The organism is Marinobacter zhejiangensis (assembly GCF_900114775.1).
Lineage (GTDB): Bacteria > Pseudomonadota > Gammaproteobacteria > Pseudomonadales > Oleiphilaceae > Marinobacter > Marinobacter zhejiangensis.
In genome coordinates, this window is record NZ_FOUE01000001.1 from 737,324 (window position 1) to 752,243 (window position 14,920).

14 protein-coding genes are annotated in these 14,920 nt (G+C 58.4%); 8 read left to right on the forward strand and 6 right to left on the reverse strand.

Features of this window, described 5'->3' with window-relative positions; genetic code table 11:
- Positions 1-14: 14 nt before the first annotated feature.
- On the reverse strand, positions 15-1,403 hold the full coding sequence (locus BMZ67_RS03270; RefSeq protein ID WP_092020464.1) for an aminotransferase-like domain-containing protein: 1,389 nt from the start codon (positions 1,401-1,403) through the stop codon (positions 15-17).
- Between the two features lie 224 nt (positions 1,404-1,627).
- Between BMZ67_RS03270 and dctP the strand changes: the two genes are divergently transcribed.
- The 7 genes from dctP (at position 1,628) to BMZ67_RS03305 (ending at position 9,974) form a co-directional block, all read left to right on the forward strand.
- Positions 1,628-2,683 (forward strand): TRAP transporter substrate-binding protein DctP, encoded by a 1,056-nt coding sequence (gene dctP / locus BMZ67_RS03275; RefSeq protein ID WP_092020465.1) that lies wholly within the window; start codon positions 1,628-1,630, stop codon positions 2,681-2,683.
- A gap of 70 nt (positions 2,684-2,753) precedes the next feature.
- Positions 2,754-3,284, forward strand: coding sequence for a TRAP transporter small permease subunit (locus BMZ67_RS03280; RefSeq protein ID WP_092020466.1), 531 nt, complete (start codon positions 2,754-2,756; stop codon positions 3,282-3,284).
- Complete coding sequence (locus BMZ67_RS03285; protein ID WP_092020467.1) at positions 3,281-4,603, forward strand: TRAP transporter large permease; 1,323 nt, start codon at positions 3,281-3,283, stop codon at positions 4,601-4,603. Before BMZ67_RS03280 ends, BMZ67_RS03285 begins: the two co-directional genes overlap by 4 nt.
- Positions 4,603-5,895: a hydroxymethylglutaryl-CoA reductase, degradative gene (locus BMZ67_RS03290; RefSeq protein ID WP_092020468.1), complete on the forward strand. Its 1,293-nt coding sequence runs from the start codon at positions 4,603-4,605 to the stop codon at positions 5,893-5,895. The genes BMZ67_RS03285 and BMZ67_RS03290 overlap by 1 nt, the downstream gene beginning before the upstream one ends.
- A gap of 7 nt (positions 5,896-5,902) precedes the next feature.
- Positions 5,903-6,811, forward strand: a complete 909-nt coding sequence (locus tag BMZ67_RS03295) for a hydroxymethylglutaryl-CoA lyase (RefSeq protein WP_092020469.1) — start codon at positions 5,903-5,905, stop codon at positions 6,809-6,811.
- A gap of 349 nt (positions 6,812-7,160) precedes the next feature.
- Positions 7,161-9,404, forward strand: a complete 2,244-nt coding sequence (locus tag BMZ67_RS03300; RefSeq protein ID WP_092020470.1) for an NADP-dependent isocitrate dehydrogenase — start codon at positions 7,161-7,163, stop codon at positions 9,402-9,404.
- A gap of 111 nt (positions 9,405-9,515) precedes the next feature.
- Complete coding sequence (locus BMZ67_RS03305) at positions 9,516-9,974, forward strand: SRPBCC family protein (protein WP_175481819.1); 459 nt, start codon at positions 9,516-9,518, stop codon at positions 9,972-9,974.
- A 43-nt stretch (positions 9,975-10,017) separates the two neighbouring features.
- On the opposite strand, the gene BMZ67_RS18810 is transcribed toward BMZ67_RS03305, so the two are convergent.
- The 3 genes from BMZ67_RS18810 to BMZ67_RS03320 form a co-directional block, all read right to left on the reverse strand.
- Positions 10,018-10,311, reverse strand: coding sequence for a DUF6316 family protein (locus tag BMZ67_RS18810; protein ID WP_092020472.1), 294 nt, complete (start codon positions 10,309-10,311; stop codon positions 10,018-10,020).
- A gap of 135 nt (positions 10,312-10,446) precedes the next feature.
- Positions 10,447-11,313 (reverse strand): cupin-like domain-containing protein, encoded by an 867-nt coding sequence (locus BMZ67_RS03315; RefSeq protein WP_092020473.1) that lies wholly within the window; start codon positions 11,311-11,313, stop codon positions 10,447-10,449.
- A gap of 130 nt (positions 11,314-11,443) precedes the next feature.
- Positions 11,444-11,890, reverse strand: coding sequence for a hypothetical protein (locus tag BMZ67_RS03320; protein ID WP_092020474.1), 447 nt, complete (start codon positions 11,888-11,890; stop codon positions 11,444-11,446).
- Between the two features lie 171 nt (positions 11,891-12,061).
- On the opposite strand from BMZ67_RS03320, the gene BMZ67_RS03325 reads away from it, so the two are divergent.
- Positions 12,062-12,280: a hypothetical protein gene (locus tag BMZ67_RS03325; protein WP_092020475.1), complete on the forward strand. Its 219-nt coding sequence runs from the start codon at positions 12,062-12,064 to the stop codon at positions 12,278-12,280.
- 82 nt (positions 12,281-12,362) lie between these two features.
- On the opposite strand, the gene BMZ67_RS03330 is transcribed toward BMZ67_RS03325, so the two are convergent.
- Positions 12,363-13,619: an OmpP1/FadL family transporter gene (locus BMZ67_RS03330; protein ID WP_092020476.1), complete on the reverse strand. Its 1,257-nt coding sequence runs from the start codon at positions 13,617-13,619 to the stop codon at positions 12,363-12,365.
- Positions 13,620-13,706: 87 nt separating this feature from the next.
- Positions 13,707-14,837, reverse strand: a complete 1,131-nt coding sequence (locus tag BMZ67_RS03335; protein ID WP_092020477.1) for a sterol desaturase family protein — start codon at positions 14,835-14,837, stop codon at positions 13,707-13,709.
- Positions 14,838-14,920 lie beyond the last annotated feature (83 nt).

Below are 14,920 nucleotides of genomic sequence, written 5' to 3' on the forward strand. Positions count from 1 at the left end.
CTTCGGGGCCCGGATTAACGGGCCCGTGCCAGAACCCGCTGAAGGAAATTCAGCAGGATGTGGTTGTTGGCGTGGGCGATGTTGATTCTCAGGGCCGATGGACGTCGGTTTTCGGACAACTCAAACAAGCTGCTCGGCGCCAAAAAGATCCCTTCTCTGGCGGCGGTGTGAGCCAGCTCGATGCTGTCCACCCCTTGGGGCAACGGGCACCAAAGGTAATACCCCCCGGTTGAGGGTTCGATGTTGTCGAACCCGATCTCTCTGAGCGCGGCCAAGGCGTCTGTACTGGCATTGGCGACCCGGTCCCTCAGGCGTTTCAGGTGGCGCCGGTAGCGGCCGCGGACGATCATTTCGTGAACCAGGCGCTCAGTGGTTCCTGAGGTGCTGACGACGGTCAGCATTTTGATGTCGGTCAACGAGGCAATGAGGGCGGCGTTGGCAGCGATGTAGCCGCAACGAAGGCTGGCCGACAGGGTTTTGGAAAAAGTGCCAATATAGATCACCCGGTTCAGGGCATCCAACGAAGCCAGATGTGGCGTTCCCGTCGGCAGAATATCGGCGAACGGGTCGTCTTCAATAATCACCAGGTCGTATTTCTCCGCCAGCGTGAGCAACCGATGCATTTTCTGGAGCGACATCGATGTGCCCGTGGGGTTGTGCGCCATGGGCTGCACGAAGAACAGTTTCGGGCGATGCTGACGAACCATCATCTCGAGCATATCCAGATCCGGTCCATCGCTGAGTCGGTCAATGCCTACTACCTGTGCTTTCTGGAGCTTTAGCTTGCCGAACATGGGGTAATAACCAGGGGTTTCCACCAGCACAGTGTCGTTGGGCTGAACGAAATGTCTGACGATCAGGTCCAGGGCGTGGTTGGCGCCGAAGGTCATCAGGATCTGGTCGGGATTGGCGAGTATGGCGCGGTCGGTCAGCGCCCGGGAGATGTCTTCCCGGAGTACCAGCAGCCCCTGCGGGCGACCGTATTCAAAGTCGTCGCTATCATCGCTGCTGCTCGTCGAGTGCTTGAGGTAGCGAGCCATTTCCGAACTTTCCATCCAGGCGGTGGGCAGCCGGCCGTCCCCGGCCCGGACTTTGTAATGTTGGTTCAGCTGTTCCCGTAGCAGGGACACCAGATCAATCGCTTCCGAGACGTGCCCGGTGAGGGGCAGCGGTTGGCTCGGGGCGGCGGACTGCACATAGAAGCCGGAACCACGACGGGGGCTGATGTAACCGGTCGCGACGAGCCTGTCATAGGCGTCGGTGGCGGTATTTTTTGACACCCCATGGCTTTGTGCGGCGACCCGAATGGATGGCAGGCGGGCGCCGGGGGGTAGCTGTCCGGATTCGATCTGGGCGATCAGTGCGTTTGCAATTTGCTGCGCTTTGGACGTTTGCCCCGCCATCGTCTTTTCTCCTTTTCTGGGAAGTGTACCAGCTTTATGACTGGTACAGTCCGTGGTACAGATGCCATAAGTGTCACTTGTTCATTTTATACAACTGTCCTAATTTCACTGTGTGCTTTGTACCATAAGAATTCAATATCTGATGTTCTGTGACTAACAAGAATAAGCCGCTGCCCGAACCATCATGACGATGCCGGGCGCCAACATGAAGATGGAGAAAAATAATGAAGCTGCCGCTGATTCAGCGCCTGTCGGATTGTGTCCGGCACGTTCCTGCGCTTGCCCTTGCCGCCACCATGGCCCTGTCCGTTAATGCCCATGCCCAGGAAAACCCTGAGGTCAGCTGGCGCATGCAGGCCCTATGGGATGCGGGAACCACACCCTATGAATTCGAACAGAAATTTGTGGCCCGGGTGGCCGAACTGACCGATGGTAAGTTCACCATCCGCCTGTTTGGTGGCGGCCAGTTGGTCCCTTCCTCCGGTGCCTTTGAGGCGGTGCGAGGTGGCGCCTTTGAATTGATGAAAACCTTCGATGGCTACGAAGCCGGCGCAATTCCCGCCTTTGCATTCACCAGCACGGTGCCGTTCGGGTTTCCGGAGTCAGACCAGTACGAAGCCTGGTTTTATGAGCGCGGTGGCCTGGATATGGCTCGGGAAGCCTATGCCCAGGCCGGGCTGTTCTACATAGCGCCAACGGTTTATGGCCAGGAGCCCATTCATGCCACGTTCCCGATCCATAGTCTGGACGACATCAAGGGTAAGAAAGGTCGGTTTGTGGGGCTGTCCAGTGCGGTCATGGGCGCGTTTGGTGTTTCCACAACGCCATTGCCAACGGCAGAGGTCTATCAGGCCCTGGAAAAGGGCGTGATTGATTTCGCTGACCGGGGAGACCTGACGGCCAACCTGGAAGCCGGACTGGATGAAGTGGCGAACTACGTCATTGTCCCGGGCTTCCATCAGCCAACCACCGCAACCAGCTACGTTGCAAACCAGCGTGCGTACGACCGGTTGCCGGATGCTTACAAGGCGGCGCTTGAGACCGCTGCCCGGGAAATCTCGGTGTCGCTCCGGCAGCACATAGTGGCGCAGGATGCCGTGGCCCTGGAAGCCTTTGAGGAGCGGGGTGTGAACGTCATTCATCTGGAGCCGGAGGTGATTACCGAAGGGCGCCGCGAGGCGGTCGACGCCTGGAGACAGGCGGCCGGTGACAATGAGCTGGCCAAGCGGGTGTTGCAGAGCCAGGTCGCGTTCATGCAAGAGCTGGGGCTTCTTGACTGACGCCTGACCCGGACGCTCGACTGATGCCCGGCAATCCTGCCGGGCGACTCATCCCGATTGAGGACTTCCGATGTTTATTCTTCACGGTTACTGCCGGGCGGTGACCTGCCTGAACCATTGGTTGGCGGTGGCTGCTTCGCTCCTGGTATTTGTCATGGTCGGTGCCATCGCCTATGAAGTGGTGGCCAGGTATTTCTTTGATGCGCCTACGGTGTGGGCGCTGGAATTGTCGACGCTGTTGCTGGGCCCCTACTTCATGCTGGCGGGCCCCCACCTGCTGCATACGGCTGGCCACGTTAACGTTGATATTCTGCACAGCAAGCTCCCTGCCCGGTTGGCGGGCTGGGTGGATGCGGTGATCTATCCGCTAATCGCGGTGATTTGTGTGATTGTCATAGATCAGAGCATTCCGGTGGCGATGAATGCCCTGGAGTCCAGGGAAACCTCTTTTTCGGCCTGGAACCCTCCGGTCTGGCCTGTGAAGGTTTTGATCCCCGTGGCGTTCCTGTTGTTGCTGTTACAAGCGCTGGCGGAAACCTGGGGGGCTATTCAGCGAGGCCTGAAGTCCGGGCCAGACGCCGGCACGGAGGCGCTGTCATGAGTTCAGGCTTGGTTCTGTCCCTGATGTTTGCCTCCCTCCTGCTGTTGCTGTTGAGTGGGATGCCACTGGCGTTTGTGCTGATTACCCTGGCGGTGGTGTTCACCGTTGTGCTTTGGGGATCCGATGCCCTGGTGCTGTCAGTCCTGCAGACCTACGACGTGATGACCTCGGATGTGTTGCTGGCGATCCCTCTGTACGTTCTTATGGCTAGCGTGCTGCAACGATCAGGCATCATTGATGCCTTGTATCGGGCCATGGAGCTCTGGTTCCGGCGGCTGCCCGGTGGTCTGGCCGTCGGCACCGTGGCCATCTGCACGGTCATGGCCGCGATGACCGGCATTGTCGGGGCCGCTGTGGCGGCCATGGGCATTCTGGCGTTGCCCTCCATGTTGCGCCGGGGGTATGACGAGAAGCTGGCGCTGGGCACGATCTGCGCCGGTGGCACGCTGGGAATCCTCATTCCGCCCTCGATCATCACGATTGTGTACGCCGCAACGGCGCAGGTGTCGGTGGGTAAGATGTTCGCCGCTGGCATTGTGCCCGGTATGGTGCTGGCGGGGCTGTACATGTCGTACATCGTCATTCGGGCCATGCTCAACCCGGACCTTGCGCCGAGGGCGGCGTCCGACGAGGTGTCGCTGATGGAGCGGCTTGCGTCCCTCAAGTCGTTGATTCTGCCCACTCTGATTGTGTTCAGCGTTCTCGGCAGCATCTACACCGGTATTGCGACGCCCACCGAGGCAGCGGCAGTGGGGGTTCTGGGGGCTCTCGTTTCGGCGGCCCTGCAGGGCACCTGCACTCCGGCCAACCTGGGGGCGGCGGCGATGGACACACTCCGGGTGACCACTATGATCATGTGGATCACCATCGGGGCTAAAATCTTTGTGTCCATTTTCACCGGCACGGGCGGAGCCGATTCGCTGTTGTCCTTCATCGACAACCTGGAGGTCAACCGTTGGCTGGTGTTGCTGGCGATGATGAGCATTCTGGTGTTCCTGGGGCTGTTTCTGGACGAAATCGGCATCATATTGCTGTGCGTACCGGTCTTCATGCCCATCATCCATGCCTTTGGCTTCGACCCGATCTGGTTTGGCGTGCTGTTTCTGATCACCGCCCAGATGGCCTACATCACCCCGCCGTTTGGTTACACGCTGTTCTATATCAAGGGCGTGCTTCCTGAGGGGATTGGGATGGGCACGGTGTATCGGGCCATTCTTCCCTTCCTCGGCCTGCAGATTAGCGCGCTTGTTCTGTTCCTCCTGTTCCCCGATCTGGTGACCTGGTTGCCTGACCAGCTGTCCCAGCGGCTGACCCACTGATGTTTTCTGGAGACCACATTATGCAAACCCACAGCTCCCGTATTTCGGGATTCCACAATCTGCCGATGGCTGACCGGCTGGCAAAGCTGGTGGACATTTCCGGACTGACCCCGGATGCGGCGGAGCATCTCGCCAATACCGGTAATCTGGAAGCCGCCATCGCCGACTCCATGATTGAGAATGCCATTGGCACCATGAACATCCCCTTGGGAGTTGCCACTAATATGATCGTGGACGGCCGCGACGTCCTGATCCCGATGGCGACGGAAGAATCGTCGGTGGTGGCCGCGGTGTGTAACGCGGCCAGGCAGTGCCGGGATTCGGGCGGGTTTGTGACGTCGATGTCGGGCTCGTTGATGATTGCCCAAATTCAGCTGACCCAGGTACCCGACCCGGAATTTGCGCGGCTACGGATCCTGGAGCAAAAGGCACAGATACAGCAGGTGTGCGATGACACCGACCCAGTGTTGCTCAAGCACGGTGGTGGTTTCCGGGATCTTGAGGTGCGGGTGCTCAACGAAGCGCGGGGCGGAGCGATGGTGGTGACCCATCTGATCGTGGATACCCGTGATGCCATGGGGGCCAACGCGGTGAACTCCATGGCTGAGGCCGTTGCTCCCTTGATCGCGCAATGGACCGGTGGCCGCCCTTACCTGCGTATCCTGTCGAATCTGGCGGACCGCCGGCTCGCACGGGCCAGGGCGACCTGGACTCTGGACGCCATCGGGGGCGAAGCGGTGCGTGACGGCATCATCTCTGCCTACGAATTTGCCCACATTGATCCCTATCGGGCGGCCACCCATAACAAAGGCATAATGAATGGAGTCAGCGCGGTGGTGTTGGCATCTGGCAATGATACCCGGGCGGTGGAAGCCGGGGCTCACGCCTACGCGGCCCGGTCCGGACAGTACCGTTCGCTGACCCATTTTGAGGTGGATCGGGACGGCAACCTGGTAGGCACCATCGAAATGCCCCTGGCGGTGGGCCTGGTGGGTGGTGCGACCAAGTCACACCCCACCGCCCAGGTGGTGCTGGACATTCTGGGCGTGGACAGTGCTGACCAGCTGGCCAGGGTGTTTGCCGCGGTTGGGCTGGCCCAGAACTTTTCGGCCCTGAAAGCGCTGGCGACCACCGGCATCCAGAAGGGCCATATGGCGTTGCATGCGAAAAATATCGCGGTGATGGCCGGGGCGGTCGGGGCTGAGATTGAGGCGGTTGCCCGTGAGCTGATTGCCCGGGGCAAAGTCCGGGTGGACATCGCCGAAGAGTGCCTCCAGCAGATGAGGGCGTGACCAGGGTATGTCATTTCCAGACCAGGTGACGATTGTCGAGATGGGGCCCAGAGACGGGCTCCAGAACGAGCGTGGGGTGCTTTCGGTTGAGACCCGGATCTCGTTGATTGACCGGCTGGCGGCCTGCGGCCTGAGCCGCGTTGAATCGGGTGCATTCGTTTCCCCCAAATGGGTGCCTCAGATGGCCGGAAGCGCAGAAGTGCTGGCCGGCATTCGGAAGCCAAAAGGAGTCCGCTTTCCTGTGCTGGTACCGAACTTGAAAGGGCTGGAGCAGGCGCTGGAGGCGGGCGCGGAAGAGATTGCGGTTTTTGGCGCGGCCTCGGAAAGTTTCTCGCAGCGAAACATCAACTGCTCTGTGGCGGAGAGCATGGACCGGTTTGCTGGGGTGCTGACCGCCGCCCGTTCTCACGGTCTTCGGGTGAGGGGGTACGTGTCCTGTGTTCTGGGCTGTCCGTATGACGGTGAGGTGGCTCCAGAGGCGGTGGCAGAGATGGCTGGAGCCCTCTACGACCTGGGCTGTTATGAAATATCGTTGGGGGATACCATCGGAGTGGGAACGCCACTGCGGGCGGCCAAGATGGTGGACGTGGTGGCGAAGCGGGTGCCGGTTGAGGCGCTTGCCGCCCATTTCCACGATACCTACGGCCAGGCTCTGGCGAACCTGTATGCGGTGATGCAGCAGGGTGTTTCCATTATCGACAGCTCGGTGGCCGGCCTGGGCGGCTGTCCCTACGCTCGGGGGGCAGCGGGTAATGTGGCGACGGAGGACGTGTTGTATCTTCTGCAGGGGCTGGGGATCCAAACGGGGGTAGACCTAGAAGCGCTGGCGCAGACCGGCCACTGGATTTGCCAGGCTCTGGGTCGGCAAAACCAGTCCCGGGTAGGGTTGGCGATGGCCGATGTTGGTAACTATTGAAGGTGCCAGATCCGCGAGGCTCTGTCTGCAGTCAGACTGCTGCCCTCTTCCTGAGCATGACATGCCCCGTACCAGTGCCTATGCTTGGTATTGGTGCGGGGACTGTTCCCGCCTTTTCGTAAATATTCCGAAAGTTTCGTAAAAATCGGCGATTTAACCGGATTGTCACTCCCATTTGGGACAATAAGTAGGTTGTTATACTAATTTCTAAGTCTTTTTTATGTAAAAACTGGTATCTTAATACGCCCACGAAAAGTTCGTACTCAGTCTTTGTCCCGGCCGAGCGTTCATAAGACACCCGGTCTGGCCCTGACCGTCCTGAACTCCAACATTAAGCCAGAGGACGAAAATGACCGCATCAAAATCCAAGATCGTGTATACCCTCACCGACGAGGCTCCCGCCCTAGCCACGCACTCCCTGCTTCCTATCCTGGAAACTTACGCCAAGCCGGCCGGCATTGAATTCGAAACCAGCGATATCTCGCTGGCGGCCCGTATCCTGGCGACCTTCCCGGATTACCTGACAGAAGAGCAACGGGTGCCGGATGCCCTGGCTGAACTGGGCGAGTACACCAAGGACCCGCAGGCCAATATCATCAAGCTGCCGAACATCAGCGCGTCCATCCCCCAGCTGCGTGCCGCGATCAAGGAATTGCAGTCTCAGGGCTATGCCCTGCCTGAGTACCTCGAGCACCCTGAAACCGACAAAGAGGCCGAAGCCAAAGCCCGTTACGCCAAGGTACTGGGCAGTGCGGTCAACCCGGTCCTGCGGGAAGGTAACTCCGATCGCCGGGCCCCGGCGGCGGTGAAGGCATTTGCCCGCAAACACCCTCATTCCATGGGTGAGTGGAGCCCGGCCTCCCGCACCCACGTTGCCCACATGCGTGGTGGCGATTTCTATTCCAGTGAGCAGTCGCTGACCCTGGACAAGGCCACCAATGCCCAGATCGTGTTTGAGAACACCAAGGGCGAGAAGACCGTCCTGAAGGCGGACCTGCCGTTGCTGGAAGGCGAAGTTCTCGACGCCATGTTCATGAGCAAGAAGGCCCTGTGCCAGTTCTTCGAGGACGTCATTGCCGACTGCGAAAAGACCGGCGTGATGTTCTCCCTGCACGTCAAGGCCACCATGATGAAGATTTCCCACCCGATCGTGTTCGGTCACGCGGTGAAAATTTTCTACAAGGAACTGTTCGACAAGTACGGCGACCTGTTTGACGAAATCGGCGTGAACCCGAACAACGGTCTGTCCAGCGTCATGGAAAAGATCAAGCTGTTGCCGGAGTCCAAGCAGGAGCAAATCAACGAAGACCTGCATGCCTGCTACGAGCACCGCCCTGAAATCGCGATGGTGGATTCCGTTAAAGGCATCACCAACCTGCACGTACCGAGTGACGTGATTGTCGATGCCTCCATGCCGGCGATGATCCGTAACTCCGGCAAGATGTGGGCCCGTGACGGCAAGCTCAAGGACACCAAAGCGGTGATGCCAGAGTCCACCTACGCCACCATCTATCAGGAAGTCATCAACTTCTGTAAGACCCACGGCGCCTTCGACCCGACCACCATGGGTACCGTTCCCAACGTTGGCCTGATGGCCCAGAAGGCTGAAGAGTACGGCTCCCACGACAAGACTTTCGAGATGACCGAAGACGGCGTCATGCGCGTTGTCGATGCCGATGGTCGTGTACTGACCGAGCATAAGGTTGAGGAAGGCGACATTTGGCGCGCTTGCCAGACCAAAGACGAGCCGATCCGTGACTGGGTCAAACTGGCGGTTAATCGCGCCCGCGCCAGTGGCATGCCGGCTCTGTTCTGGCTGGACGACGAACGTGCCCACGATGCCCAGTTGATCCAGAAGGTGGAACTGTACCTGAAGGATCATGACACCGAAGGCCTGGATATCCTGATCAAGAGCCCGGTGCGCGCCATTCGCTGGACCATGGAGCGTCTGATTCGCGGTCTCGATACCATTTCCGTGACCGGAAACGTTCTGCGTGACTACCTCACCGACCTGTTCCCGATCCTGGAACTGGGCACCAGCGCCAAGATGCTTTCCATCGTTCCGCTGCTGGCCGGTGGTGGCCTGTACGAAACCGGTGCGGGCGGTTCTGCGCCCAAGCACGTCCAGCAGTTGCTGGAAGAGAACCACCTGCGTTGGGACTCCCTGGGTGAATTCCTGGCCATTGCGGTTTCCCTGGACGAACTGGGCGAGAAAGAAAACAACGCCCGCGCCCGTCTGCTCGGCCAGACTCTGGACAAGGCCACCGAGCGTCTGCTGGAGAACAACCAGTCCCCATCCCGTGTAACCGGTGAGCTCGACAACCGTGGCAGCCACTTCCACCTGGCGCGTTACTGGGCCGAGGCACTGGCCAAGCAGGACGAAGATGCGGAACTGAAGGCCTACTTCGCCAAGATTTCCGAGCAGGTTGAAGCCAACAAGGACAAGATCCTGGACGAAATGAGTGTTATCCAGGGTCACCCGGCAGAAATCGGCGGCTACTACCACGCGCCAGAGCAGCTGGTGAGCTCCGTCATGCAGCCGAGCGAAACTTTCAATGCCATCCTTGCAGGAGCTCGCGCTTCTGTTGAGTGAATGTATTGACAGCATTTGATTGCTGACCGATAAAACCCGAATGACTGAAAGGCTGTTCGGGTTTTTTTGTGCCTAACAATAACAATGACCTCATGGGAGGAGCGTGCACCTGTGAAAGACGAAATCCGTAATGACATCGAAATCGCCTGTACCCCCGCCGAGTTGTTTGGCTATGTCACCCAGCCCTGGCTATGGCATGAGTGGCATCCCAACTCGAAATCGGCCAAGGCTGTGGTTGAGACGCTGTCTGAGGGGGATTGCTTTGATGAAGTCATTGAGCTGCAGCCGCTGTCGCCCCTGCCACTGACCTTGCGTCGAAAAACCCACTATAAGGTGGTAACGGTGGAACCTGGTCACCATTGGCTGGTGGAGGGGGAAATGTCCGGGGGCTGGTTGCAGATCGATTACCGGTTCGAGCCGTCTGAGACCGGCGTACGGTTTATCCGGACCCTGACTTACGAGGCCCAGGGTGCTAACCGGCTCTTTGCCCCGTTTCTCAAGTCGCGGATGAAAGCGATGTCCCTATTGGCCCTCCGCAATCTGAAAGCGCATTTGGAGGCCCGGGCGTAGATGTCGGGTTGTCAACCGGCGACCTGTCTGGCTTTCTGACTCTTCAGCAAGCTTGTGGCGGCCACAGGAACAGGCCTAGAACCTCGGCGCACCGGCCACAGTTTTGTTTGGCACAGCTTGTGGAATCGTGCACGTACACTTCTGGGTTGCCGGGGATCGCTGATCGCGTGTTGATTCCCCGGTGGACTCTGATGTGCCGGACCAGGGCCTCATCAGCTTCGCGACGGGTGGGAAATGGGCCCAGGTCATAAGGCTCACGAGTCAGGGCATACCACCCAACGATGGTTTTCAAAAAGCGGTTGCTGTTGTGACTTAGGGGAAGCGCGTCGACCGTCATCTCTGGTTACTTCTTATAGTTATTTTGGTTTCCGGCCCGTGGCTGGCGGTGTCTGCTAGCAACACTAGTCTTATGCATCCGTTCAGGCATTGGCAAATGTGACGGGGGTCACGGTCAAGGAGGTTCAGCCTACCTTCACGCATTTCCCCTGGCCCGCAACCACGATTGCCATAACAGGGCCTTGCTCTGGTCCCTGAAGCGGTTCAGCCCTACGGGTGCGGGGGTCAGGTTCAAAGGCTTTAACAGCTTCCTGGCCCGGTGGTTAAAGTTGAGGGCCCGGCGCCACATCATGGTGGTTTCCGTGTTGAAAATAATGGACATGGAGATCGAGATGTCTTCCGGGCCGTTCTTGACAAAATGACCGGATACGAAAGGAATGTGCAGCGCCTCGCCCGGGCTGAACTGGTAGCGTTCAAACAGCTCTTTGCGGTCGTCGCTCCAGGGCAGTTTGGTGTTGGCGTAGGATACGTAAGCCTCACAATCCGGGCCTGAGACAACCCGCGTATCCCAGGGCTTTGCCACTCCCACCTCTTTCGAACCCCTGAACTGGAAGAGAAAGGTGGAATAGCGGTCAATATGGAACGGCGTGACGCTGTTTGGCGATGCAATAAACAGATACAGCGTGGGCATGAGAATCCGTTTCTTGCGGTCTTTCTCCGAAACCAGCCCAGCCACACTCTCGATGATTTCCTCGTATAGAGGTTTGAACGCGGGGTCAATTTCCGGAGAGTTCACCATAATCAGCGAGTCGGAGAAGAGCATGTCTCGCAGGGTGGTCTCCAGCGAGCAGTTGCCGTGATCCTTCCTGAAGGTCGCTTCAAAGTTATCGGCGGTCTTCAGTTGGCGGTTTGAATACCTGACATGGCTCCGGGGAAGTCGCAGAAGCGTTTCTGTCAGGGATTCCAGCTCAAGGGCCTGATGCCCCAGAAGTGAATGTCGAACCTTGAACGGCGATGTGTCCAGCTTGTTAACATCGATTCCTTCCGAAAAAACTCCCTTCATAAAGGCTTCCTGCGAACGTCGTGTATTCCTTTGGTCTTCGTGATCTTGCCAGAACGGGTGTCAGTGTATCGTTGCAAAAAGCAATTGTCCCCTATCATGCGGGTCAGCCCGGTAGCCGTTCCGCTAATGGTTAGGGTTTGGTCCTGAATTTCCGGGTTATGGCCAGATAGTCGTTGGCCATATCGGGCGTCAGCAACTCAATCATGACTTTGTTCTCGATCCAGAACTCGATAACGTTAAAGCCACCCCGTGGCAGCTCCAGAGCCCGCCATCCTTCCTGACGGGCCACCTCGAAGATTTCCTGCCTTGACCTCTGGATCGATATCGCGGCGTGGGTACTTGTGAACCCGGTATGCGTCGTATTGTGGACAAAGTCTGCCTGGCTGCCCTCACCCCCGGGAACCATTTCGGTACCGGCGGGGTAGAGCTCAATGGCAGAACCGTGTTCGTCACCAAACCAGACGATGTAGGAGTCGTGGTAAGGCCCGAACCGGGTGATGGTACCGTTGAACAGGTGTGCCATGACCTCGGCCACGTGTACAGTGTCGGCAACGGGGATGGAGTAGTGGTGGATCATGGCTGGGCCCTTGTCCCTGGGAGTTGAATGATCATTCGCCGGGCGTTTTCTGTCGTTACATGATGGTTGTTTCCGGCCGGAAACACTATTTATTGGTATGGTGTTGATGCACGTGTTGCTGATCCGGTCCAATAAGATGCGACACACAGAGTCGATAGGGTAGCAGCGTTTATGGATCCAAGAGTCATGCTCGACACCATACCGGATGTACGCGACGGCCTGACCCGCACCGAGAGAATCATCCTCTACGTGCTCAGTGAAGCCCAGAAAGAATTGGGTGGCCGTTCGGTGCCGTCAGCGATGGTTTATGGGCGTGTGCAGGAGTACATCGATATCGGCGAGGTGGAACTTCGCCATTACCTGGACAGGCTGGGGGTGCGTGAACAGTAGCTTGTGCTGTTGGTGTGCTCTGTCCCAGCCGGTGGGATGGTTCGTTGCCGGCTGGGACAGTGTCTCGGTATGCCGGTCTCTGTCAGAAAGACCAGCCCAGAGAGGCCATGGCGCCCAACTGGTACATAGTCAGTTCGATTTCCTGACCGGGGCCCAGCGGGTTGGGACCTTTGACGTGCTTGGGTGGTGAATAGAACAGGGTGCCGGACAGGTCCAGCTGTGTGCTCACCTGGCGAGTAAAGCCGGCGGTGAAGTGCCACTCCTGGACGCCTGGGGCGAGAATGTTGAACAGAACTTCGGAATCCGGAATCGGCTGTTTGCCATAACTGGCGCCCGCTCGCCATGCCTGGGCCTCGTTTTGCTGCCATTGCCAGCCAAGTTTGACAACGGTTGAGGCGTCCCAGCCAAACCCTGCGCCGTTCTCGTCTCCCAGCGGAGCCGTCATCAGGTTGGGCAGGAGCGGATTGCCAACGCTGTTAATCTCATCAAAGCGGAGGTGCTGAACTTCCAGCAGCCACCACTGGTTCTTGAGACCTGACCAGGCGATTCCGGCATTGAACAGCTGGGGAATGTCGAAAGCCCCCTGCTCAGCGAACAGTCCCTTGTACTTGTCGAAGGTGTCCATCTCCAAGATTGAGCGCCAGCTCGCGCCGGCCCGCAGGGTATCTGTCAGTTCGCCCTGCCAGCCGATCTGGAAACCGTAGCCCCAGGCATCGTCCACGCCGCGATCTGTCAGCGCTGTGGGGTCGGAAGAGAACGCGGCGAAATTACCGAGCCCCTTGGCCTCGAACCGTTGATAGGCAATGACGGGCGAGAAACCGATCGCCTGATTGTCGGCAAACTTCCAGGACCAGGTGGGCGCAATAAACACCTGCTCCAGGTTGACGCCGGTATGGCCGTCGTAGAAAGGGCCGCCATTGGTGTCGGGATACTCGGTATTCATGCCGCCATTGGCGTAGATAGTGAGGCCAAGAGCGACGGTGTCGGAGACTTGCCGGTTGTACCCGAAGTGGGGAATCAGGAAGCCGTTACGGTGACTTTCATAGGTGCCTGGCTGCAGGTACAGCGTTCCTGCTGGCGGGGTGGGGTTACTGCCCTCCACACTGTATTCCCGGCGAGGGGAGAACACTTCGAGGCCGCCGTCGAGCCGGCTTCCCACAAATGCCATGCCTGCCGGGTTGGTGGCGGCAGCGATGCTGTCTTGGGAAAAGGCCGTGCCGGTTCCCCCCATACCTGCGCTGATGGTGCCATAGCCGTGCTGGAAATAACCGTTGGTGGCCAGTGCTGACACAGGCGTTATGGCCAAAAGACCAAAGGCAAGAAGGTGTCGCTGGAACATCGTGAACCCCTGTTCATATTTTTAGTCGTCTGGCGCGACCTTATACCGAAAAGGGGTTATCACCAAAAGGAATATATTTCGATATATTTATTCCATTTTGCTCTTCCATTGACGGAAAGGGTACAGAAACTGGCCAACAAGCCCTTCCGGCACATCGTTTGAGCGGGTGCCGTAGCGACTGGCAACGGTTGATGGCATATACGAGGTCCGGAACAGCACGTCGTAAACCGGCAGGAACCCAGCGTAGTTCTTGTCGACGGCTTCGTCCTCAGAGGAATGGTGCCAGTGGTGGAACTCTGGTGTGGCCAGGATCCAACGCAGGACCGGAAAGCGGAAGCGAACATTGGCGTGAATGAAGATCGCATGGAACGACACAAACACCAGGTAGGCGTAGACCGCCGACGGCGCGAACCCGAGGATAAAGATCGGCAGATAACCTGCGAACCGGTTGGCCAGGATTTCGAAGATGTGCAGTCGGGACGACGCCAGCCAGTCCATCTGTTCGGTGGAATGGTGCACCGCATGAATTTTCCACAACGCCGGAATCTCGTGCATGGCCCGGTGAATCCAGTAGGTGCCGAAATCCACCACCAGCAGGATTGCAATGAACTGCAGCCAGATCGGCTGGGCAGAAACCCATTGTTGTAGCTCCCACTCGGACGCCTGGTGCAGGTAGACCTGGATCGGGATGATGGTGAAGAAACTGATCAGCTGGATACCCAGGTGGCTGACCATAAAGTATTTGAGGTCGGTGACCCAGCCCTTGCGCAGGACCTTCTGCTGCGGGTCTTTGGGGAAGGCTCGCTCAAGCGGGATGAACACCAGCGCCAGGATCACCAGGGTAAGGATGAAGTAATCCAGGCCCACATACAGGTTACGGGTGTCGATGCCGGGGGCTTCGATCTGCCCGGACCCCACCAGCGCAGCGCCGGTCGCCAGCAACATGCCGGTCAGCCCGAACCCCATCGACTGATGCCGCATGATGGAATAAAAACCAAAGCCGAAGCTGATGGCGATGCTGGCCTGAAGAATCAGTGTCAGGGCCTGGCTGTCGTAGAAGCCACGAAACTCCGGGGTGGTGAAGAGCTCTGGCCACAGGAAGCAGAATGCTCCCAGCAGCGACAGAAAGCCGATGCCAATGGACAGCGCGGCACTGCCCTTACCCTGGCCTGGGGTCAGGTCCACGTTTTCGTAATGTGTCCTTAGCGTCTTGCTCATGGGTCAGGGGCCTTTCCTTGGGTGTGTGTCTGGACCGTGCCGTTGTCGGCAGGTCCATTCAAGCACAGGGTGAGCCTTTTACC